The sequence below is a fragment of the Halopelagius longus genome (assembly GCF_900100875.1).
Lineage (GTDB): Archaea > Halobacteriota > Halobacteria > Halobacteriales > Haloferacaceae > Halopelagius > Halopelagius longus.
Genome location: NZ_FNKQ01000003.1, coordinates 549598 through 569953 on the forward strand (window position 1 = coordinate 549598; position 20356 = coordinate 569953).

Here is a 20356-nt window from a genome sequence, read left to right on the forward strand (position 1 = left end):
CTTACGTCGTCCGCAGGTGGTTCGTCCGCGGTTCGTACACCTCGCCCTTCCGGCGGAGGCTCTCTATCTCCTGTTCGGCCTTGCTCTCCGAGAGGTCGAGTTCCTCCTCGGCGCGTTGGAGGACTTCCTCGACGGGCGCGCCCTCCTCGTACTCCTCTTCGATGTCGCTGATGAGGGCCTTGAGGTTCTTGATGCGGTCCCGCTGGTTCTTCGAGGTGCCCGTCTCCACGATGTCGGCGTCGAACTCGCCCGTCTCGGGGTCCATCCCGATGTCGCGCAGGCAGGACTCGACGATGGAGGTGACGCGCTCTGCGTCCTCCCGGGTCACCGTATCGGAGAGGCGGAGGCGCGCCGACGCCTCCGCGAGGCGGACGAGGGCTTCGAGTTTCCGGGCCGTCACCGGCACCGGGGCGTCCTCGTCGGCGCCCTTCGCGCGGAAGTTCACGTAGAAGTCGCGGATGACCTCCTTCGCCTCCTCGGTCATCGTCGGGAAGCAGGTGCGCTTCGCGTACGCGATGTACTTCCGCAGGAGTTCCGCCTCGATGTCGGGGGCGACTTCCTGCGTGACGCTGTTTACCTCGTCTTCGGTGAACTCGGAGTTGGTGATGCTCGTCCGTTGGGTGTGGAGTTCGCCCGCGTAGTTCGTGTTGATGATGTGCTCTGCGAGTTCGGCGTCGGACTCGGGGTCCGGGTCGTCCGTGACCGTGAAGATGAGGTCGAACCGGGAGATGAGCGCCGGTTCGAGGTCTATCTGCTCGCCGATGGACTCGTACTGGTCGAAGCGGCCGTACTTGGGGTTCGCCGCGCCGAGGAGCGAACACCGCGACTTCAGCGTCGCGTTGATGCCGGCCTTCGAGACCGAAATCTGCTGCTGTTCGAGGGCCTCGTGCATCGCCGACCGGTCCTCGGGGCGCATCTTGTCGAGTTCGTCCACCGCGGCGATACCCTTGTCCGCGAGGACGAGGGCACCCGCTTCGAGCGTCCACTGTTGGCCGTCGCCGAAGTCGTCGCGGACGGCGGCGGCGGTCAGACCCGCAGAGGAGGAACCCTTCCCCGACGTGTACACCGACCGCGGCGCGATGTTCCGGATGTACTGGAGCATCTGGGACTTCCCCGTACCGGGGTCACCGATGAGGAGCATGTGCAGGTCGCCGCGGATGCGCGACCCGTCCGGGAGATGCTTCGTAACGCCCGAGAACAACTGGAGGATCATCGCGAGTTTCTCCTCCTCGTAGCCGTAGATGGACGGCGCGACGGACGCGACCATCTTGTCGTAGATGTCGTCGTGGTTCGACAGTTCGACGATTTCGGCCACGTCCTCCTCGGAGATGTCCATGTCCTCGAACTCCTCGTCCTCTATCTCGACGGCGACGCCGTCCATGTAGAGGTCGAAGATGGGCGTCTTCTCCTGATTCGAGGTCTGCTGTTCGATGTGGAGGACGCCCGTGACGGTGACGTGGTCGCCCGCGGTCACCTTCCCAGTCACGTCGTCCTCGATGTCGATGTCGATGCTCTGCGGCGTCTCGCCGCCCCGCAGGCCCTCGGGGCTCTCTTGGACGCGGAGTTTCTGGGAGTCGATGAACTCCGATTGGTCGAAGTTGACGTGGAACGGACCCTGTCGCTCACAGCCCTGACACTCGTGCGGTTCCTGGAATCCGCTGTCGGTCTGCGGGATGTACGTCATCGTCCCGCAGCGTTGGCACTCGAACGCCGCCTCCGTGATCTTCGGGCGGACGTCCGTCGCCTTCCGGACGATGCCCTGCACAGCGACCATCCGACCGATGTGGTCGTCGTGGACGCGGATGTTCCGGATGTCGACCGTGTCGGGGAGGTTCCGGAGGCGGACGTGCGCCTGTCCGAGTTTGACGTCCGCCGGGAGGTCGTACAGCCTGAGTCCCTCCTCGGCGTACTCCCGTATCTGGTCGGGCTTCTTCCGGAAGTCCTCCGCGAGGTCCGGGTCGAACGAGTACAGGTCGTCGTAATCGACGTAGAGCGAACGCTGTTCGGTGGGGTACTTCTGGGCGAGTTTCCCTATCTCGTCCCTGTAGTACTTCCGGTAGAACTGTATGAACCGGTCGGTGAGGTCTGTGTTCGGGTCCTGCGGGGCCTGCGCCATCGACGGAACCTACGTCCTGCATCGAATAAGAGTCTTCGCCACGCGCGCGACCCCTCCCCCATCGGGAGAGTCCACGCGGGAGTTCGGGCGCGCGCCGACGGGCGGAACGAACGACCGAGACGGACGAGTGATCGACCGAGACGGGGGAGAGAACGGCCGAGACGGCTCAAAAGGAGACGTTCGTCTCGATGTCCTCGGTGGCCTCGCGGAGTTCGTCGTGGTGGGCGTCTAAATCGAGGCGCGACGAGAGGTCGGCGTCGGTGAGGAGTTCCTCGAACTCGTCGCGGAAGCGGTGGTTCGCGCGCGTCGCCTCCGCCGCCGCCTCGACGACGCGCCGGTAGCGTGCGACCGTCTCCGCGTCGGCGTCCAACTCCGCGGCGATGTCGTCGTCGTCAGCCCCCTCGTAGAAGCCGAAGACGACCTGAACGAGGTCGGCGTCGCTCAGACCGCTCTCGAACTCGTAGCGGTCGGCCATCCGGGAGACGAGTTCGCCGACCCGTTCGGTCACCCGCCGGTCGTCGCCGTCGTCCACCAACGACCCGGGGCCCTCCTCCTGCGATTCGGTCACGGTGTCCGAACCCGTGGCGTCGATGAAGATGTCTCGGAGTTTGGCCGTCTTCTCGTCCATAGGTAGATATCTCAGGGCGTGACGCACGAAAAACTTACTGGAGCGTCGCGTCCAAACAGCGGACTGTCAGCCGAATCCCCGCCCGGCGACGGCAGCCGGCCGGTATCGTCAACCGAACGATTCATTGTAGTTTACGAGACACGGCGATACATGGCGACAGAAACGGAGTCGGTCGAACTCGTCGGCGACGAGTCGGCGCGGAACATCGCGCGCGCGGTGCTCTTCGCAGCCGTGACGAGTGCGACCGCACCCGTCGATCTGGTCCACCCTCTCGTACCGAACGTCCCGATAACGCTCCAGACGCTGTGGGTCTTCCTCGCGGGCGTCGTCCTCGGCCCCCTGTGGGCTGGCGTCTCGTTCGTCCTCTACGCGGTGGGCGGGGCGATCGGCCTCCCGGTGTTCGCCGGCGGGTCGAGCGGTCTCGGCGTCATCCTCGGCCCGACCGGCGGGTTCATCGTCAGCTACCCCGTCGCCGCCTCCGTGGTGGGCCTCGTCGCGCACGGCACCGGCAACCTCTCCGCGCCGGGCGACATCCCCCTCCCGCGCGTCGTCGCGGCGATGGTCGCCGGGTCGGCGGTCATCTACGCCATCGGTACCGTCGGCTTCTCCGTCGTGCAGGGCATCGGCCTGCTGGCCGCCGTCTCCGCCGTCGTCGTCCCGTTCCTCCCCGTCGCGGCCGTGAAGATAGCCGTCGCCGCGGCGGTGACACGAAGCGACGCCATCGTCGCGCGGTGACGCGGTGAGGCGAGTCCGATGATCGCCGTCCGCAATCTGACCCACCGCTACGGCGACGCGACGGCCGTCGACGACGTGAGCCTGACCGTCGAAGACGGGTCGTTCGTCCTGCTCGCGGGGGCGAACGGGTCCGGGAAGACGACGCTGGTCCGTCACTTCAACGGCCTCCTCTCGCCGGACGAGGGGACCGTCGAGGTGAACGGCCGCCCCGTCGCGGAGGACTTGGTGGCCGCCCGAACCGCCGTCGGGATGGTGTTTCAGGACCCCCGCGACGGGTTCGTCGCTTCGACGGTGCGGGCGGACGTGGCGTTCGGCCCCGAGAACCTCGGCCTCGACAGGGCGGAGATACGTCGACGCGTCGAGTCGGCGTTGGAGGCCGTCCGCATGGCCGACCGGGGCGACGCCCGCATCGAGGAACTGTCCGGCGGCGAACGCGAACGCGTCGCCATCGCGGGCGCGTTGGCGATGGAACCGGACCACCTCGTGTTGGACGAACCGTTCACCGGCCTCGACTGGCCCGCGCGGACGGCCGTCCTCGACAGACTACAACACCTCCGCGACTCGGGCACCGGCGTCGTCGTCGTCACCCACGACCTGCGGGACGTGTCGGCACTCGCAGATCGGACGGTGGTGATGTCCGACGGCCGAGTCGAACTCGACGCGACGGACCCCTCCCCCGACCGCCTGCGGGAACTCGGCGTGCGTCCGCCGCCCGAAACCGAATCGGAGTCGGAGACGGCACGGGAGTCGAGGACGACGAGTGAGTCGGAGACGGCGACGGACGACGCGCCGGGCCGACGCGCGAACGAGCGACGATGATATCGTACGCGCCCGGCGACTCCCCGGCCCACCGACTCGACCCGCGGACGAAACTCGGCTTTCAGGCGGCGTTCGCACTCGCGGCGTTCGCGCACACGACGCCACGCGGACTCGCCGTCCTGACCGTCGTCGCCCTCGGCGTCCTCGCGGCGTCGCGGACGCCCCTCCTCGGGACGGTGCGGGCGTACCGGGCGTTTCTCCCCTTCCTCGTCGCCGGTCCTCTCTTGGCGGCGGTGACGCTCCGACCCCCTTACGTCGTCCCCGAGGCGGCCGTCTACCCGGCGCTTTCGAGTTACCGCGTCGTCCTCGTCCTCCTCGTGAGCACCGCGTACATTCGGACGACGCCGGTGCGGGACTCCCGGGCGGCCATCCAACGCGTCGTCCCCGGGCGCGTCGGCGTCCTCCTCGGGGCGGGCGTGGGGTTCGTCCTCCGCTTTCTCCCCCTCCTGAAGCGCGATCTGACGACGATTCGCTCGGCGATGGACGCGCGACTCGGCGACCGGCGCGGACTCTACGAACGGATACGCCTCATCGCGGAGACGGGCCTCCGACGCCTGTTCCTCCGGTCGGACCGGTTCGCCCTCGCGCTACAGGCCCGGTGTTTCGCGTGGAACCCGACGCTCCCGGAACTCTCCTTCTCGCGGGCGGACGTCGCCGGCCTCGCGGCGACGGCGGCGCTAGTCGCCGCGGCGTTCGTCTAACCGGCGGACGATGGCGACGACGCCCCGGCCTCTCGGATAAACGGGTCGGTGGTGGCAAGATTTAATCCGGCGCTTCCCGCCTTATCGAACATGACACTCCTGCAGGCGGAACCGACCCGAGAGACGTTCTGGACCGTCGGGCCGGTCGGCGAGGCGCTTTTCTACGGCCTCGCGGCGATGGCTATCTTGGTCTTCTGCTACGGCGTCTACGACCGGTTCGCGCGGTACGCCCGCGGCGGGGCGGACCCCTTCGATAGACTCGACGACCTGCCCGGGCGAGTCGTCCGCGCGTCTCGGGTCGCCCTCTCGAACGAGGGCCAGTTCGACCGGGACATCTTCGCCGGGGTGATGCACGCGTTCATCCTCTGGGGCTTCCTGACCCTCCTCATCGGGACGACCATCCTGATGGTCGATATGGACATCTACCGGCGACTGACGGGCACCTCCTTCTTCCGCGGCGACTTCTACCTCTCGTACTCGTTCGTGATGGACGCCCTCGGGTTCCTGTTCGTCGTCGGCGTCGGCATGGCAATCTACCGGCGGTACGTCGTCCGCCAAGAGCGACTGTGGGGGAAACACACCGGCTTCGAGGACGACATCTTCGTCTGGACGCTGTTCGTCCTCGGCGTCGGCGGGTACGTCATCGAGGGCCTCCGCATCGTCGGCACGGAGTTCCCCGAGTGGGAGACGGTGTCGTTCGTCGGCTACTTCGTCGCCCTCGTCTTCGACGCCGCGGGGGTGACGCCCGAACTCGCGGCGACCCTCTACTGGGTGGGGTGGTGGTCCCACGCCCTCGTCGCCCTCGGGTTCGTCGCGTTCCTCCCGTACGCGAAACCGTTCCACATGATTTCCTCGTTCGCCAACGTCGTCGCCAGAGACGAGAAGGCGGGGAAGCGACTGCCGGGCGTCCCCGAGGACGCCGCGCCCGACGAGATAGGCTACACCGGAATCGAGGACCTCTCGTGGAAGCAACTGCTCGACACCGACGCCTGCACCAAGTGTGGCCGGTGTTCGTCGGTCTGCCCCGCAAAGGAGGCGGGACGCCCCCTCGACCCGCGCGACGTGATTCTCGACCTGAAATCCTACCGCGAGAGCCTCGACGCCGGTGAGACGGAACCGATGGACATCGTCGCGGACGGCGGCACCTCCGTCATCGACGCCGAGACGATGGAGTCGTGCGTGGCCTGCATGGCCTGCATGGACTCCTGTCCGGTCGATATCGAACACCTCAGTCACTTCACGGAGATGAACCGCCGCCTCACCGAGACGGGCCAGATGCAGGAACCCGTCCAAGAGGCGATGATGAACGTCTTCCAGAACGGCAACGCGTTCGGCGACCCCGCGCGCAAGCGACCGGCGTGGACCGAGGAACTGGACTTCGAGGTGCCCGACGCCCGCGAGGAGTCCGTCGAGTTCCTCTGGTACGTCGGCGACTACCCCTCCTACGACGAACGGAACCGCCGCGTCGCGCGTTCGCTGGCCCGCCTGTTCGAACTCGCGGGCGTCTCCTACGGCATCCTCTACGAGGACGAACAGAACGACGGCAACGACGTTCGGCGCGTCGGCGAGGAGGGTCTCTACGAGATGCTCGTCGAGGACAACGCCGCCGCGTTCGCGGAGTGCGACTTCGAGAAGGTGGTCTGTACCGACCCCCACTCGTACAACACGTTCGAGAACGAGTACCCCGAGATGGCCCCCGACTTCGACTACCCCGTCTACCACTACACGCAGGTGGTCGAATCGCTGGTCGAGGAGGGCCGCCTCGGACTCGACGGGACGGAACTCGACTACGACGTGACGTACCACGACCCCTGCCACCTCGGGCGGTTCAACGACGAGTACGACGCGCCGCGGGAACTCGTCCGGGCGACGGGCGCGCGGTTGGCGGAGATGCCGCGGAACCGCGAGGACTCGTTCTGTTGCGGCGGCGGCGGGGGCGGCCTCTGGATGGACCACGACGAGACCAAAAAACCGAGCGAGGAACGACTCCGGGAAGCCCTCGAAGACACCGCGGCCGGGAGCGCAGTCGAGAAGTTCGTCGTCGCCTGTCCGATGTGCGGCACGATGTACGAGGACGGCCGCAAGACCGGCGACTTCGAGGACGACATCGAGATTATCGACGTGGCGGAACTCCTCGTGGAAGCGTTGGAGTCGAAACGGGGGGCCGCGGTGGCCGAAGCCGAGAGCGACGACGACGCGACGCCCGCGGCGTCGGACTGACGCCGCAACGCCGAACTGACGCGGCGACGCCGCAACGACCCGCCGCGGAACCGACTCAGGACTCCGCGTCTTCGCCGTCTCCCGCTTCTTCCTCGTGTCGCCGCCGCAGTTGGTCTACGAGGTTCAGATGCATGAGGTGGAGATGCATCCCGATGCCGAACAGGAGGAGCCCCATCCCGACGAAGATGAGAGGGAGGAGGACGGCGTCGACTGCGCTCGGTACGCTGTCGAGGTTGTACGGGAGTTTGCCGACGACGGCGAGGAGGAAGGCGACGAGGATGACGCCGAACCCGGCTCTGACGAACCGGGAGTACCGCCCCAGTTGGTCGATTCGGTCCTCGATTTCGCCGGTCGTGAGCGAATTTCGGTCGTCTGTCATGGTGAGAGGTGGCCGCGGAACCGCGCGTCTCGGAGCGAACCGGCCCGCGCCCGTCCCGCGGTTGTCGTCCGGGCGGACCGGTGGCTAGTGGAGGGATAAAACGGAGGAGGAGCGGAGAGGGCCTCAGTTCATCGGGTACTCTTTCTGGAACCCGCGGAACTCCGTGCGGTGGGCCTCCTCGTCGGCGAGGATGGTGACCGCGAGGTCCTCCGTCACGGGGTCGTCCGCCTCGCGCGCGGCGTTTACGAGCGACCGGTACGTCTCGATGGCGTCCTCCTCCGCGGTGAGGACGCCCTCGATGACCGAGACGACGTCCGTGCTGTCCTCCGGCGGTTGGAGGTCCATCTGGCTCGCTTCGAACTCGGCGGACCCCGGCGGTTTCGCGTCGAGTTGTTTCAGGCGGTTCCCCAACATCTCGGCGTGGTTGAGTTCCTCTTGGATGTCCTCCTGAAGCGACTCTTTGACCTCCTCCGCGTGGACGCCGTCGAGGACGATGGAGTTGGTCAAGTAGTTCATCACCGTCTCCAGTTCGTCCAGATACGCCTCTTCGAGTATAGACGTGATTTGGTCTGCCATCTCGCAGAGATGTTGGCCCGCCGAGAACTAATAACTACCCGCCGAAGGGCGTATTTCGGCTCTCAGTCCAGAAATCCGACTAGTTCGACTGCGTAGCCGTCGGGGTCCTCGACGAACGCGGCGCGGGCGTTCGCCTCCTCGATGGTCATCGGTTCGTGGACGACGGGACAGTCCGTCTCCTCGACGACGCGTTCGAACTCGGCGTCCACGTCCTCGACTTCGACGGCGACGTGGTCCACGCCCGAGGGGTCAACCGACTCGTCGCTCTCGGGGTCGTACTTGAACTGCAGTTCCATGCCGTCGTCGCCGCCGACGTACACGTTGCGGACGCCGTCGAGGGTGAACTCGTGGGCGTACTCCAGTCCGAGCGTCTCGTAGAAATCGAGCGTCGCGTCCACGTCCGACACGTCCAGCGCCGTATGGATGAGTCGCATGGCGGCACCACGGCCGGACCCGTGAAATATCGGTCGGTCAGACCCGGGAAGCGTCCACGTCGATGGCGTCCACGGGGCAGATATCGACGCAGAGCATGCAGTCGATGCACTGGTCCTCGCGCGTCGGTTCGACCTTCTTCTCGCTCGCGGGGTGGTCCGGCGTGTCCACCCACGTGAACACGTCCACCGGGCAGTTCTCCAGACACGCGCCGTCGGCGACGCAGATGTCGTAATCGACGGCGACGTGCGTGCCGTGGATGCCGAGTTTCTCCGGCGGGTCTACGGGGCCCCATACCTCCACCCCGTTCTCCTCGCCGACGTTCTCGCGGTTCGAATCGAAGTTCGGGTCGATTCCCATTTGGCGGATGTAGTCACCCGGCCGTACTAAAGCGTCCGACTCCGGAATCGGGCGACGGAGGCGCGAATCGAGGCGACCAACCTGACAGATAAGTAACCGGCGCGCTCAGAGGACGCCATGCCGCGCGTCAACGAGTCCGACGTGGAGTGGTCGGAGAAAGAGCACGGAGAGACGACGTTCAGACGGAAACAACTCGGCGTCGCCGCCGACGCGGAACGCCTCGGCGCGAGTCTGTACGAACTCCCGCCGGGGGCGGCGTCGTGGCCGTACCACTACCACACCGGCAACGAGGAGGCGGTGTACGTCCTCTCGGGGACGGGCGTCCTCCGGACGCCGGAGGGCGAATCCCCCGTCGAACCGGGCGACTTCGCCGTCTTCCCCGACGACGAGTCCGGCGCGCACCGCCTGCGCAACGACGGCGAGGAACCGCTTCGCTACCTCGCCGTCTCGACGATGCGCGACCCGGACGTGACCGTCTACCCCGACTCGGAGAAGGTGGGCGTGTTCGCCGGGTCGCCGCCCGGCGGGCGGGAGGAACGGACCGTCTCCGGCTACTTCCGGCGCGAGGACGCGGTGGACTACTGGCTCGGCGAGGAGGAGTCGGAACGCGACGAGTGAAAAGAGGCGGGACGACCCGGTCGCCCCGCCGGAAGCGGGGCGGTCACGCGAGGGCGGTCTGGACGCTATCGAGCACGTCTCGCGCCGGACTCCGGTCCCGCGGCGGTACGCTCCCGTCGATGTACGACCGGAGCACCGAAGTCAGGTACTCCAGTTGCTCGCAGTCGAAGTCCTTCCCCTCTTCGAGGCGGAAGAGGAGGGTGAGCGCTCGTTCGGCGTCGTTCCCTTCGTCGAGTTCTCGTTCCACGGTGTCGAGGAGCGCGGTGTGCAGGACCCACGCCTCCTCGCGGTTCAAATCGAGCGTCGTCGGGCAGTCGTGTGCCGGAGCGGTCATTGTCTTACTCCGAGCGAAACTACATCCCGGACGGTATAAAGGTGTGTTTGGCATTAGCATACTGCGCACACTAGCGGCAGTGGATGCGGTTCGCGAGTTCGCGCCGTCTCTCGGCGCGCGAGGCGGTGAACCGCGTCCGCGCTTCCGGTCTCTCTCACGGCCACCGCACCGGTTCGCGTAAACGGCGTCGCTCGAAGGCCGCGATGCCCGTCGCTGACCGCGATTCCACCGTATCGAGCGACCGGAGTCACTCGAAGGCCGCAATCCCGGTCTTTCTCACGGCCACCGCACCGGTTCGAGTAAACGGAGTTACTCGAAGGCCGCGATGCCGGTTGCTAACTGGAATTCCACCGTGTCGAGTAAACGGAGTTACTCGAAGGCCGCGATGCCCGTGAGATCCTCCCCCAACACGAGCGTGTGGATGTCGTGGGTGCCCTCGTACGTGTACACCGTCTCGACGTTCGCCAGATGTCGCATCGGCGAGTAGTCCGTCGTGATGCCGTTGCCGCCCAGCATCTCTCGGGCGGTTCGGGTCACCTCCCGGGCCATCTCGACGTTGTGTCGCTTCGCCATCGAGACGTGCTGCGGCCGGAGTTCGCCGCATTCTTTCAGTTCGGCGAGGCGGTACGCCATCAACTGTCCGTTCGTAATCTTCGTCGCCATCTCGGCGAGGTTCTGCTGTTGTATCTGGAAGCGCGCGATGGGGCCGCCGAACTGCTCTCTGTCCTTCGCGTACTCGCGGGCCGCCTCGAACGCGTCCCGCGCCGCGCCGACGATACCCCACGAGATGCCGAACCGCGCCTGCGTGAGACAGGAGAGCGGTCCCTTCATCCCCTCAACGTTCGGGAGGACGTTCTCCTCGGGCACCCGAACGTCGTTGAGGCCGATTTCGCCCGTGACCGACGCCCGCATCGAGAGTTTGTCGTGGATGGGGTTCGTCGTCACGCCGTCGCGGTCCGTCTCGACCAGAAAGCCCCTGACGGGCGACTCCTCGGCGGAGACGTCCCGCGCCCAGACGACGGCCACGTCCGAGATGGGCGAGTTCGTTATCCACGTCTTCGACCCGTTGAGGACGTAGCCGTCGGCATCCCTCTCCGCCCGCGTCTCCATGCCCGCGGGGTTCGACCCGTGTTCGGGTTCGGTCAGTCCGAAACAGCCTACCGCCTCCCCCCGGCCGAGGGCGGGAAGCCACCGCTCCTTCTGTTCTTCGGACCCGTAGGCGTGGATGGGGTACATGACGAGTGCGCCCTGCACGCTCGCCATCGAGCGAATCCCCGAGTCCCCGGCTTCCAGTTCCTGCATCAGGACGCCGTACGCCCTCTCGCCGACGCCGGGAAGCCCGTAGCCGTCGATAGTCGGCGCGTAGAAGCCGAGTTCACCCATCTTCGGGACGAGTTCCTCCGGGAACGTCCCCGCCTCGAAGTGGTCGCCGATGTCGGGTTCGACCTCCTCCTCGACGAACCGGCGCGCCTCGTCGCGTATCATGCGCTCTTCGGGCGTGAGGTCCGCCTCCAATTCGAGATAATCGAGCATGAACGACTCTTGCGCGGCACGACGACAAAAGCGTTCGCTCGGTCCCGACCGGACGACGGAGAAGGGAGAGAAGACCCTCAGGCGATCAGTTCGGCGTCCGGTTCGTCGGAGTCGGCGTCGGCGTCCGACTCCGCGGCGACGCGTTCTGTGTACGCCACGAAGTTGTCGAACAGTCGCTTCGCCTCGCAGGCCGCCTCGTAGTTCTCGGCGTCGATGCCCGCGACGACGGACTCGATGCGTTCCTCGGGGAGGTCCTTCCCCCGGGTGACGGATTCGGCCGTCTGGGGATCGTACTCGGGGTGGAACTGAACGCCCCACGCGTGGCCCTTCCGGAACGCGTGGACGCCGTAGTCGTTCTCCGCGACGAGTTCCGCGCCCGGCGGGAGTTCGACGACGGCGTCCGAGTGCGTCGTGAAGGCGGTGAACGTCTCGTCGATGCCCTCGAACAGGGCGTCGTCGCCCGAGTGCGTCACCTCGCGGTAGCCGAGTTCGTACTCGCCCATGTCCTCGACGCGGCCGCCGAGGGCCGTCGCGAGCACCTGATGGCCGTAACAGACGCCGAGCATCGGCAGGCCCGCGTCGTGGGCGTCGCGCACGTAGTCTAAGAGCGGCGCTATCCAGTCTTCGTCCCAGTAGACGGACGACCGCGACCCGGTGACGACGACGCCGTCGAAGTCGAAGTGGTCCGGCAGTTCGCCGGCCGTCGCGTCGAACTCCGAGAGGTCGGCGTCGAGTTCGCGCCGGAAGTTGCGCCGCGTGTTCGGGTCGCGGTGCGACGCGTCGAGAAGTGCAAATCGCAGGCGAGAGTGGCCCGTACTCATCACCGCGTGTGAACGTTTCCGACGAAGAAGTGTCTTGCGTACGTGGCGCGTCGTGCCGGTCTTCGAGACGCCCGCGAACGCCCACGCCGTCGCCGACGGCCGACGCCGACCGGTGCCGCTACCGCGACGCCGACTGCTCGTCGAGGAAGCGCAGGAGTTCGTCGTTGACGACTTTCGACGCTTCGGCGTGCGCGAGGTGGCCCGCGCCCTCGACGGGGAAGAACTCGCCGCGCGGGAGGTCGGTCGCCAACTCCTCGCCGCGTTCAGGGGGCCAGACGGCGTCCTCCGTGCCATGGACGACGAGCGCCGGGGCGGTAACCTCGTAGAGGTCCTCAGCGGCGAACCGCTCGACCGCGGCGGCCTGCGCCTCCCACGCCGCCCGCGGGGCGTCCTCCTCGGCGCGCCACTCCAAAATCTGGTCGAACGCCTCCGGTTGCGCCTCAACGAATCGCTCGGAGACGGCCGCCCGGAGCGACCGTTCGAGTTCCTCGGGGTCGTCGGGCGCGCCGAAGAGAGGTTCGAGGTCCAACCCACCCCCGTACGCGGCGGTTCCGAACAGCGCGAGACTCCGGACGCGCGAGGTTGACCGCGCCGCCCGCAGGGCGACCATGCCGCCGAGTCCCGCGCCCACGAGGTGCGCCTTCCGGACGCCGTGGTCCGCGAGGACGGCCACGAGGTCGTCTACGAGCGTTCCGACGGCGTACGGGCCGTCGGGCGCGTCGGACCGCCCGGTGCCCCGCACGTCGAGGACGAGGCTCTCGTACGGGCCGGCGACGGCGGCGTGCTGCCACCCCCACTGCCACGCGCCGTACCCGGCGTCGCCGACGAACGCAACCGTCTCGCCCTCGCCGTCGGCCTCGTAGTGTATCTGGACGCTCCCGTTCGATGCGGTAGGCATGGTCGTCACTCTCGGCGGGGGCGTCTTTACGGCACCGACAGCGGTCGAGTTCGGAGACGGCCTACCGGGAATCGACGCGCCACTCGTCGTCGCGGCGTTCGACGACGGCGTCGAACAGCGTCTTCAGCGTGTTCACCGTCATCTCGTCGTGCGCCGTCGGGTCGAGGAAGAACTGACCGCGCGCGCCGACGGCCGCGAGGCGTCCCGTGAGGACGTGCAGGAAGCGATACAGCGTCTCCAACCGGGAGTACTGAAGCAGGAGCGTCAGCGACTCGACGGCGACGACCACCTCGCCGTCGGCCGCCTCCCAGTCGGTCAAGCGGGAGGATAGCTTCATCCCGATGCCCGTCAGGTCGGCGGGACTCGGCACTCCGTAGACGGTGACTCCCGAGTCAGAGGCGCGACTCGCCGCGTCGGTTCCGGTGACGAGGGCCGCCGCCGCGGGCGGACCGCCGAGTGTCTCCTCCCACCCGTCCAGCCACCGGTCGGGTGTCCCGGAGAACGACACGCCCGCGACGCGGACGCCGCTCGCGTCCTCGACGAGGAGACGCCCGTACGCCCGGTCCGAGGGCGCGTCTCCGGCGGACCGCAGAACGAGGACGCTGGTCGCGGTGCGCGGAACGTCGGGGACCCGCTCGGATAGATCCATCCGTTTCGTACACGCATATATACACGATACGATAAGTCTTGCTCTCTACCCGTACGGACCGGCGAGAATCGACGAAAAGGGAGATGTACTCCCGGTAGACGGCCTACGCGTTCAGGACGGTCCGGAGGACGTCCGGGGCGGCGTCGAGCGTCTCGTCTAGCGCGTCCACGTTCGGACCGCCGCCCTGCGCGAAGTCCGGCGGGCCGCCGCCGCCGCCGCCGACGCGGCCGGCGAGTTGGCCGACGACTTCGCCGGCGTTGATGCCGACGCTCTCGGGGACGCCGACGACGAACTGCGCGCTCCCGCCCGCGGCGGACCCGAGGACGGCGACTTTCCCCTCGTCGACGATGGCGTTTGCCGTCGCGCGGAGTTCGTCGGCGTCGCCGTCGAGTCGTTGGACGACGGCGGGCGTGCCGTCGATGTCGACTTCCTCCGCCTCCGCGGCGGCGCGCGCCTCCGCCAGTTCCGTCTTCAGGCGGTCGATGGTCTTACCGCGCTCCTTCCACTCGGTGAAGAACCGCTCGGCCGTCTCCGGCACGTCCTCGGGGTTCACGTCGAGGACGTCGGCCGCCTCGTAGAGGGCGTTCTCGGTGCGGTGGGTGGCGTCGATGGCGGCGTCGCCGGCGGCGAAGACGATGCGCTCGATGCCGTCCTGAACGGGTTCGGTGTTCAGAATCTTGATGGTCCCGATGTCGCCGGTGTACTTCACGTGCGTCCCGCCGCAGGCCTGCACGTCGTCGCCGACGGTGATGACGCGGATGTTCTGTCCCGGCGGGATGCCGCCCTGATACAGGTCGAAGCCGTACTGCTCTTCGGCCTCGTGGCGGTCCGGCCACTCCTGTTTGACCGGGACGTTCTGCATCACGATGTCGTTGGCGAGGCGTTCTATCTCCTCGATTTCCTCGCGCGTGATGCGTTCGTAGTGCGTCACGTCGAAGCGCGCGCGGTCGGTCCCCTTCTGTGCGCCCGCCTGCCGGATGTGCTCGCCGAGAACCTCGCGCGTCGCGTGACCGACGACGTGCGTGGCGGTGTGGTGGCGCATCAGGTGACGGCGGCGCTCCGAGTCGACCTTTCCGCGGACGAACTCGCCCTTCCCCGGGTCGTCGTCGGCGCGGTGGAGGACGACGCCGTCGGCTATCTGGACGTCCGTCACCTGCACCGTCGTGTCGTCCGAGGAGAGCGTCCCGTGGTCGGCGGGTTGGCCCCCGCCCTCGGGGTAGAACATCGTCTGGTCTAAGACCACGTCGTACCCGCCGTCGCGTTCGAAGACGTCCAAGACGACCGCCTCGAACTCCATTCGCTCTTGGTCGTCGTAGTAGAGACGCTCCGTCTCCGGCAGGTCGGCGATGCGTTCGTCGCGGGCGGCGGCGTCCCGGGTGCCGCCCTCGCCCTCGTGGCGGTCGGCGACCAGCGAGTAGAAGTCGTCCGGCATATCGACCGTCGCGCCGCGTTCGTCGGCGATCTCCTCGACCATGTCCGGTTGGATGCCGTGGGAGTCGTACAGTTCGATGAGTTCCTCGACGGGGATGGGATCGCCGGATTCGGCGTACTCGTCGGCGAGGTTACGGACCTTCCGCGTGCCTCGTTCGAGCGTCTCGCGGTACTTCCGCTCCTCCGTGCGGACGATGTCGCGGATGGTGTCGCGGTTCTCGTAGTCGAGGCGTTCGGCCTGCATGTCCACCAGTTCGTCGAGGGGCGCGTCCACGCCGACGTTGTCCACCAGACGCTTCGTCCGCCGGAGGACCATCCGCGCGAGGTAGCCGGTGCCGACGTTCGACGGGACGATGCCGTCGCCGAACATGTACGCGAGGGTGCGGCAGTGGTCGGCGATGGCGTAGATGTCTTCGAGGGGACGGAGCAGTTGCGTCAGTTCCTCGGCGTCCACGTCGAGTTGCTCCGCGATGTCGACGCGCGCCTCGTACACGTCGTCCACCTCGTCGATGTCGAGGTAGCCCGACAGTTTGGCGGCGCGGTGGACGAGTTCGCGTTCCTCCTCGGAGAGTTCGACGCCCGCGTTCCCCTTGAGGAACTCTATCATGTCGGGGTAGACGGCCTCGTAGACGGTGGGCGTCCCCTGCGACACCCACGTCCAGCGTTCGAGGCCGTAGCCGGTGTCGACGATGTAGGTGTCCATCGGCGAGTACCGGTTGCCGTCCTTCATCTCGTAGTCGCCCTCGGGGTCCTGCTCCATCGACATGAAGACGAGCGTCGCCAACTCCGCGCCGCGGTACAGAACCTCGAAGGCGGGGCCGGCGTTGCCGCCGCCGACCCACGGGTCCTCGATGTACGTGATTTCCGAGAGGTCCGCGCCCATGTGCTCGAAGAACTGGTCGCAGAGGCGGACCGTCTCGTCCTTCCAGTACACCTCACCCTCGTAGGCGTACTCGTCGCCGGCCTCCTCGCGGGCGTTGAAGGCGTGGTGGGCCATCATCTCGAACGCCATCGTGTGCCGGCCCGTCTTGCCGACGTTGTCGATGTCCTGCATCCGGATGCAGGGCTGAGAGATGGTCAGCGGGTTCGCCGGCGGGGGCGTCTGACCGCTCGTGACCAGCGGTTGGAAGTCGTAGATGGACGCCTGCGTCAGGAGAACGTCGTCGCGCCAGCGGTTGGCCGCGACGGGGTACGGTTCGATGCGCTCGTGGCCGTGTTCCTCGAAGAAAGAGAGGAACTCCTCCCGCATCTCCTCGAGCGTGTACTCCTCGTCGAAGCCGGGGTTGTCGATGAAGGTGTAATCGTCGGCGGGCGGTTCGCCGCAGGTCTCTCTGTCGGGGTCGCGCGTCCAGAAGTGGACGTCCGTCACCGGGCACTGCTTCCGGTGGAACCCCTCCTCCTCGAAGTAGTCGAGGCGATACTCCTCTTCGAGTTCACTCATTACCCGTGATTGACCTACGACCGGGTAAAACAGTTCCGGGAACGCCGGGACACGTGCGGTCGATTTCGGGGTCGTCTCCCCGCGAGAACCGAGAAAGAAGCCTCTCGACGTTCAAGTAGAATTGAGTGTAAGAGTAGATTATACGACCAGCGAAGAGGGCGAAAGAAGCCCACGCGAGGGGGACCGACGGACGCGTCGGAGCGTTCGACCGCGGTGCGCCGACACCGGTAACCGGTTGCCGCGCCTTTCGACGGGTATGGAGACGCGCGAGGCGGTCCCCGGCCGGTCGATAGGCGAGTGGATAGCGTGGGTCGGGCTGTCGTTGCTGGCGGGCGTCGTCGGAAACGCTCTCTCGGGGACGGCGGTCCGGACGTGGTATCCGACGCTCGCGGAACCGTGGTTCGCGCCGCCGGACTGGGTGTTCGGCCCCGTCTGGATAGCGCTGTACGTCCTGATGGGGACGGCGGCGTTTCTGGCGTCCCGGTCGGGAGACGACCGAACGCGCGCCGCACTCGCCGCCTTCTTCGTCCAACTGCTGTTGAACGCCGCGTGGTCGGGGGCGTTCTTCGGCCTCCGGTCGCCGGCGTTCGGACTCGCCGTCGTCGTCCCTCTGCTCGTTGCCGTCGCCGCGACGACCGGACTGTTCGCCCGCATCGACCGACGCGCGGCGGCGCTGATGGTCCCGTACCTCCTGTGGACGGCGTTCGCCACCGCCCTCAACTACCGGTTCTGGGTGCTGAACTGACGGCGGTACGCTTCGGGGCGGAGGGGAGAAGAGAGGAGAAAAGGGGGAACCGCTTACTGCTCCGACGCGCCCGCGAGGGACGCCAGCAACGCTTCGAGTTGCACCTGTTCGTTCGCGCCCTCGGTGATTCGGTAGTCCGCCTCGCCGATGCGTTCCATCAGGCGAACCGTCGCCCGTTCGTCCAAGTCGAAGTCCCACACCGAGCGGTGGAGTTGGTCGATGATGTCGCCGCCGGCCATCCCCGTGTCGACGAGGAGCGTCTCCAACTTCGACCGCGCGCCGAGGAAGTCGCCGTCGATGGCGGCGGTGACCATCTCCTCTATGTCCTCGGGGCGGGCCGTGGAGGTTATCATGTACACCGCCTCCTCGTCCACCACGTCGCCCGTCGTCGCCGCCGCCTGCAGGGAGTTGATGGCGCGGCGCATGTCGCCGCCCGCGGCGTAGACGAGGGCGTCCAGTCCGTCCTCGGTGAGTTCGATGTCCTCGTTCTCGGCGATGTCCTCCACTTGCGACCGGACGGCGTCGTCCGAGAGCGGAGAGAAGCGGAAGACGGCGCACCGCGACTGGATGGGGTCGATGATCTTCGAGGAGTAGTTACACGAGAGGATGAAGCGGGTGTTGTCGGAGAACTGCTCCATCGTCCGGCGGAGCGCCGACTGGGCGTCCGAGGTCAGCGAGTCGGCCTCGTCTAAGAAGATGACGCGGTAGTCGTACCCGCCGAACGACGAACGCGCGAAGTTCTTGATCCGGTCGCGCACCACGTCGATGCCGCGTTGGTCCGAGGCGTTCAGTTCGAGGAAGTTGCCGCGCCAGTCGTCGCCGTAGATGGCGCGCGCGATGGCCGTCGCACAGGTCGTCTTGCCGATGCCCGCCGGCCCGGCGAAGAGCAGATGGGGAAGGTCGTCCTGTTCGATGTAGGACTTCAGACGCCCCACGATGTCTTCCTGCCCGTACACGTCGTCAAGCGTCTGCGGGCGGTACTTCTCTATCCAGATCTCTCGGCCCGCGGGGGCGGAGTCGGACTCTGCGGCCTCGCTCATACGCGTCACACGGGCCCCCCGAGTGATAAAGAACCCGCGTTGGCGCGACCGGCGGACGACCCCGCGACGGGCGGCGGACGCGGAGAGAAACCCTGAAACCCGCGGCGCGCCGACGCACGACCATGCAGGTGACCGTCGAAGTCGTCGGGGAGGAGACGCGCGAGGTGGAGGTCGGCGACGACGGAACGTACGCCGACCTGATCCGCGCGGTGGACCTCAGTCCCCACGAGGTGTCCGTCCTCGTGGAGGGCGCTCCCGTCCCCGAGGACCAACCCGTCGAAGCGCCGGAAGTGAAGGTTCTCAGGCTCATCAAGGGCGGATGACGGCCCGACGCGACGACCCCACGAAAACGGGGTCCTCGGAGGGTAGCTGTAGTAGGCGAACGAGTCGCCCCTTCTTCGTCGTTCGGCCGGAGACGTTACAGTAGTCCAGAGATCACGATTCGTTCGATTATGCGGCTAACTGGGGGAACGGAGGGACGGCCGCGTGGCGGTCGCCGGAGAGGCGTCCCCGACGTGCGAACGAGAGGGGTTGCGGAGACGAGCGTCCACACCGCCGAGACGAACGCCGTCGACGAAGCGGACGACACCGCCGGGGAGGTACCGACGTGAGTCCACGGAGGGATTCGCTCCGGCGCGGACTCCTGTTCGTCGGCGCCGGCGTGCTACTCGTCGCCGCCGCGTTCGGAGGGAGTTGGGCGCTCGCTCCCGACATGGACCGGGTGTCCGAGTCCGCCGACGTAGACAACTCGTCGCTGCTGGTGGGCGTGCAGGGTCCCGGGCCGAACGGAAACGTGACCGCGCTCGACGGTCGGGGGAACGTCAAGTGGAGCATCGGGAACATCATCAGTTACCAGAGCGTCCAGACGCTCGACAACGGTTCGGTGCTGACCACGTTCGCCGCGGGCGGCTACCAGGACTGCGGACGGTACCAGCCGCCGTGCAAGCGGACCGGCGTCCGGATCATCGAGCCGAATCCCCGTCCGGAAGTCGTCTACGAGTGGAGCTACCCGGTCCGGACCCGGAAGGACAGCGAGGTCCACGACGCGGAGATGATGCCCAACGGCGACGTGCTCGTGGCCGACATGGAGTGGGAGAGCATCTTCACCTACGACCCCGAGACGGGTGAGCGGAACTGGACGTGGAACGCAAGCGACCACTACGAGGCTCCCGACGACCCGACGAAGGTCGACTGGCTCCACCTCAACGACGCCGACTACATCGGCGACGGCCGCTTCCTCGTCTCGATCCGCAACGAGAACCAGCTCCTGATCGTCGAGCGCGGGGAGGGCGTGGTCGAAGTGATAAACGAGGACGGCGACGAGGACGTGCTGAACCAGCAGCACAACCCGCAGTGGCTCGGCGACGGCGCGGTGGTGGTCGCCGACTCGGAGAACCACCGCGTGGTCGAACTCCACAGGAACGAGACGACCGGCGAGTGGGAGGAGGGGTGGGCTGTCGCCAAGGCGGGCGGTGTCGCGTTCGACTGGCCGCGGGACGCCGACCGACTGCCGAACGGCAACACGCTGGTGACCGACAGCCGGAACAACCGCGTGGTCGAGATACGCGAGGACGGGAGCGTCGTGGCGAGTTACGGCGTCCCCTCGCTGCCGTACGAGGCCGACCGCGTGCCCCACGGCGAGGTGTCCGGTACGGCCCCGCAGTCGATCCAGCCCTACGGCACCGAGCGGGAGACCGACCTCGGCCTGCTCGACCGCAAGATCCCGATACTCTGGATGCTTCTGGCCGGCGCGCGAGAGTTCGTCGCGCTCCCCTACTGGGTGTCGGAGATTCACGTGCTAGTCGTGGCCGTCGCGCTCGTCCTCTGGATTCGCGGCGGGCACCTGCTCGTACGAGGCGGACTCGGTAGAAAACAGTAAT

Annotated in this window: 21 protein-coding genes; 8 read left to right on the top strand and 13 right to left on the bottom strand. The window is 67.2% G+C overall.

Annotated features, from left to right (window positions below):
* Position 1: 1 nt before the first annotated feature.
* Both BLS11_RS13545 and BLS11_RS13550 read right to left on the bottom strand, forming a co-directional pair.
* The gene (locus BLS11_RS13545; protein ID WP_092538285.1) at positions 2 to 2116 is read right to left on the bottom strand and encodes a minichromosome maintenance protein MCM; all 2115 of its coding nucleotides are present in this window, start codon (positions 2114 to 2116) and stop codon (positions 2 to 4) included.
* A gap of 166 nt (positions 2117 to 2282) precedes the next feature.
* A complete protein-coding gene (locus BLS11_RS13550) occupies positions 2283 to 2744 on the bottom strand; it encodes a hypothetical protein (RefSeq protein ID WP_092538286.1) in 462 nt (153 codons plus the stop codon).
* 150 nt (positions 2745 to 2894) lie between these two features.
* Here BLS11_RS13550 and BLS11_RS13555 point away from each other — a divergent pair, with 150 nt between their 5' ends.
* The 4 genes from BLS11_RS13555 to BLS11_RS13570 all read left to right on the top strand — a co-directional run bounded on the left by BLS11_RS13555 (position 2895) and on the right by BLS11_RS13570 (position 7219).
* Positions 2895 to 3479 carry a biotin transporter BioY gene (locus BLS11_RS13555; RefSeq protein WP_092538287.1) on the top strand — a complete coding sequence of 195 codons (585 nt, stop codon included), beginning with the start codon at positions 2895 to 2897 and terminating at the stop codon, positions 3477 to 3479.
* Positions 3480 to 3497: 18 nt separating this feature from the next.
* Complete coding sequence (locus BLS11_RS13560) at positions 3498 to 4298, top strand: energy-coupling factor ABC transporter ATP-binding protein (protein WP_092538288.1); 801 nt, start codon at positions 3498 to 3500, stop codon at positions 4296 to 4298.
* Complete coding sequence (locus BLS11_RS13565; RefSeq protein WP_092538289.1) at positions 4295 to 4999, top strand: energy-coupling factor transporter transmembrane component T family protein; 705 nt, start codon at positions 4295 to 4297, stop codon at positions 4997 to 4999. Before BLS11_RS13560 ends, BLS11_RS13565 begins: the two co-directional genes overlap by 4 nt.
* Before the next feature lie 90 nt (positions 5000 to 5089).
* Positions 5090 to 7219 (top strand): heterodisulfide reductase-related iron-sulfur binding cluster, encoded by a 2130-nt coding sequence (locus BLS11_RS13570; protein WP_092538290.1) that lies wholly within the window; start codon positions 5090 to 5092, stop codon positions 7217 to 7219.
* 55 nt (positions 7220 to 7274) lie between these two features.
* Here BLS11_RS13570 and BLS11_RS13575 read toward each other — a convergent pair whose 3' ends face one another.
* From BLS11_RS13575 to BLS11_RS13590, 4 genes are all read right to left on the bottom strand, one after another.
* Entirely contained in the window at positions 7275 to 7598 is a 324-nt protein-coding gene (locus BLS11_RS13575; RefSeq protein WP_092538291.1) for a hypothetical protein, read from the bottom strand.
* A gap of 123 nt (positions 7599 to 7721) precedes the next feature.
* Positions 7722 to 8174, bottom strand: a complete 453-nt coding sequence (locus BLS11_RS13580; RefSeq protein ID WP_092538292.1) for a ferritin-like domain-containing protein — start codon at positions 8172 to 8174, stop codon at positions 7722 to 7724.
* Positions 8175 to 8236: 62 nt separating this feature from the next.
* Positions 8237 to 8608 carry a VOC family protein gene (locus BLS11_RS13585; protein ID WP_092538293.1) on the bottom strand — a complete coding sequence of 124 codons (372 nt, stop codon included), beginning with the start codon at positions 8606 to 8608 and terminating at the stop codon, positions 8237 to 8239.
* A 37-nt stretch (positions 8609 to 8645) separates the two neighbouring features.
* A complete protein-coding gene (locus BLS11_RS13590; RefSeq protein ID WP_092538294.1) occupies positions 8646 to 8966 on the bottom strand; it encodes a 4Fe-4S dicluster domain-containing protein in 321 nt (106 codons plus the stop codon).
* A gap of 117 nt (positions 8967 to 9083) precedes the next feature.
* Between BLS11_RS13590 and BLS11_RS13595 the strand changes: the two genes are divergently transcribed.
* On the top strand, positions 9084 to 9584 hold the full coding sequence (locus tag BLS11_RS13595; RefSeq protein WP_092538295.1) for a cupin domain-containing protein: 501 nt from the start codon (positions 9084 to 9086) through the stop codon (positions 9582 to 9584).
* A gap of 43 nt (positions 9585 to 9627) precedes the next feature.
* Here BLS11_RS13595 and BLS11_RS13600 read toward each other — a convergent pair whose 3' ends face one another.
* The 6 genes from BLS11_RS13600 to alaS all read right to left on the bottom strand — a co-directional run bounded on the left by BLS11_RS13600 (position 9628) and on the right by alaS (position 16691).
* A complete protein-coding gene (locus BLS11_RS13600) occupies positions 9628 to 9918 on the bottom strand; it encodes a DUF7853 family protein (protein ID WP_092538296.1) in 291 nt (96 codons plus the stop codon).
* Between the two features lie 369 nt (positions 9919 to 10287).
* Entirely contained in the window at positions 10288 to 11451 is a 1164-nt protein-coding gene (locus tag BLS11_RS13605; RefSeq protein ID WP_092538297.1) for an acyl-CoA dehydrogenase family protein, read from the bottom strand.
* Positions 11452 to 11528: 77 nt separating this feature from the next.
* Entirely contained in the window at positions 11529 to 12272 is a 744-nt protein-coding gene (locus BLS11_RS13610) for a type 1 glutamine amidotransferase (protein ID WP_092538298.1), read from the bottom strand.
* 118 nt (positions 12273 to 12390) lie between these two features.
* On the bottom strand, positions 12391 to 13170 hold the full coding sequence (locus BLS11_RS13615; protein WP_092538299.1) for an alpha/beta fold hydrolase: 780 nt from the start codon (positions 13168 to 13170) through the stop codon (positions 12391 to 12393).
* Positions 13171 to 13231: 61 nt separating this feature from the next.
* Positions 13232 to 13819 carry a DUF7504 family protein gene (locus tag BLS11_RS13620; protein ID WP_092538300.1) on the bottom strand — a complete coding sequence of 196 codons (588 nt, stop codon included), beginning with the start codon at positions 13817 to 13819 and terminating at the stop codon, positions 13232 to 13234.
* Between the two features lie 103 nt (positions 13820 to 13922).
* The gene (alaS, locus tag BLS11_RS13625; protein ID WP_092538301.1) at positions 13923 to 16691 is read right to left on the bottom strand and encodes an alanine--tRNA ligase; all 2769 of its coding nucleotides are present in this window, start codon (positions 16689 to 16691) and stop codon (positions 13923 to 13925) included.
* 256 nt (positions 16692 to 16947) lie between these two features.
* Between alaS and BLS11_RS13630 the strand changes: the two genes are divergently transcribed.
* Complete coding sequence (locus tag BLS11_RS13630; RefSeq protein WP_092538302.1) at positions 16948 to 17436, top strand: TspO/MBR family protein; 489 nt, start codon at positions 16948 to 16950, stop codon at positions 17434 to 17436.
* 53 nt (positions 17437 to 17489) lie between these two features.
* Here the strand turns inward: BLS11_RS13630 and BLS11_RS13635 are convergent, their stop codons facing one another.
* Positions 17490 to 18476, bottom strand: a complete 987-nt coding sequence (locus tag BLS11_RS13635) for a replication factor C small subunit (RefSeq protein ID WP_092538303.1) — start codon at positions 18474 to 18476, stop codon at positions 17490 to 17492.
* A gap of 122 nt (positions 18477 to 18598) precedes the next feature.
* On the opposite strand from BLS11_RS13635, the gene samp2 reads away from it, so the two are divergent.
* Together samp2 and BLS11_RS13645 are read left to right on the top strand one after the other, a co-directional pair.
* Positions 18599 to 18799 (top strand): ubiquitin-like small modifier protein SAMP2, encoded by a 201-nt coding sequence (gene samp2 / locus BLS11_RS13640; protein ID WP_092538304.1) that lies wholly within the window; start codon positions 18599 to 18601, stop codon positions 18797 to 18799.
* Between the two features lie 284 nt (positions 18800 to 19083).
* The gene (locus BLS11_RS13645) at positions 19084 to 20355 is read left to right on the top strand and encodes an aryl-sulfate sulfotransferase (protein WP_245698909.1); all 1272 of its coding nucleotides are present in this window, start codon (positions 19084 to 19086) and stop codon (positions 20353 to 20355) included.
* The last annotated feature ends 1 nt before the right edge of the window (position 20356 follow it).